The organism is Blautia difficilis (genome assembly GCF_014297245.1).
GTDB classification, from domain to species: Bacteria; Bacillota; Clostridia; order Lachnospirales; family Lachnospiraceae; genus Blautia_A; species Blautia_A difficilis.
This window is the reverse complement of record NZ_JACOQG010000083.1, coordinates 1-1,091: the sequence shown is the minus strand read 5'-3', so window position 1 is coordinate 1,091 and position 1,091 is coordinate 1. Positions and strand designations below refer to the sequence as shown.

The 1,091-nt window shown below is 40.5% G+C and carries 1 protein-coding gene; it reads left to right on the top strand.

What is annotated here, in order from left to right:
- Nucleotides 1–204 precede the first annotated feature (204 nt).
- Nucleotides 205–1,035, top strand: coding sequence for a hypothetical protein (locus H8Z82_RS17505; protein WP_227194785.1), 831 nt, complete (start codon nucleotides 205–207; stop codon nucleotides 1,033–1,035).
- Nucleotides 1,036–1,091 lie beyond the last annotated feature (56 nt).

Below are 1,091 nucleotides of genomic sequence, written 5' to 3'. Positions count from 1 at the left end.
CGCTTCTCTTTCCGTCTGACCGCCCCATACAACGAGGAACGGCGGGAAGCTGCGCGGCGGTCTGCCAGAGAAAACAAGGCCACTGACAGGCTGAAATGAGGTGGATTTATTCATAACCATGTGCTATGATATTTATAGATAGTGAAACTTCCTTTCAATTTTTTCGTCTATACAAGTAACAGAGAAGAACAGGAGGCTTGTTCCATGAGAAAAAAGAGATTGATGATTGCAATAGCTTGTATCATTTTAGTAGGTATCGCGGTAATCGTATTTTTTTCACAACAGGGGAAAAAACCGTATAAGGATTTGGACGCAGCGCAGATTGTTTCCGCTAAAGTGTTATTAACACCGCCAGACAAAACGATTGAGATTGAAAATATCCAAGAATTAGTTGAATATTTGAATGATGTTGTTGTCTATAATGAGGATAATTCTTACACAGAGTATGATGGACAAGGCGTTGTTTTTACCTTGACTATGGTAGACGGTACACAAACAGATATTATGGCGTATAACCCATTTATTGTCATTGACGGTATCGGTTATAAGACAAAATATGAGCCATGTGAAGCACTCAACAGCTATGCAAATGAATTACTAAACTCTGGGACTGCCAATATAATTTTGGAAGAACCGCCCACATTAAGCGTTGTGAGTGACGAAACCGCTATCGGTGCAGTATTAGGAACTTATTCGTGGCAAAAAACAAATATTGACGGAACTGCTGAAAGCACAATAGCTGATAGCCCACACCCGTTAGAGTGCAAGGATCTGTTGTCCCCACCATTTGAAACAACAGAAACAACAGCTACATTAAGATTTACAGAAGACCCAGATACAATTTTAAGTGTGCAGTGCTGGAGTGACGAACATTGGGGAGAGCCTGCTACAAACAGCGAAGATGTAACTATTGTTGGAAACGTACTCACTCTTAAACTGGGCGGATATATTTATGAAGTAACAGCTGAATGGAATACTGAAAATGGCTATGGCGGAACAGCAAGCTATTTTATATATTTGAAAACAGCAGACTAAAATTGAATAGCCACCCACAAGGGCAGCCGAGAAAATCGACTGTCCTTTTTCTATGC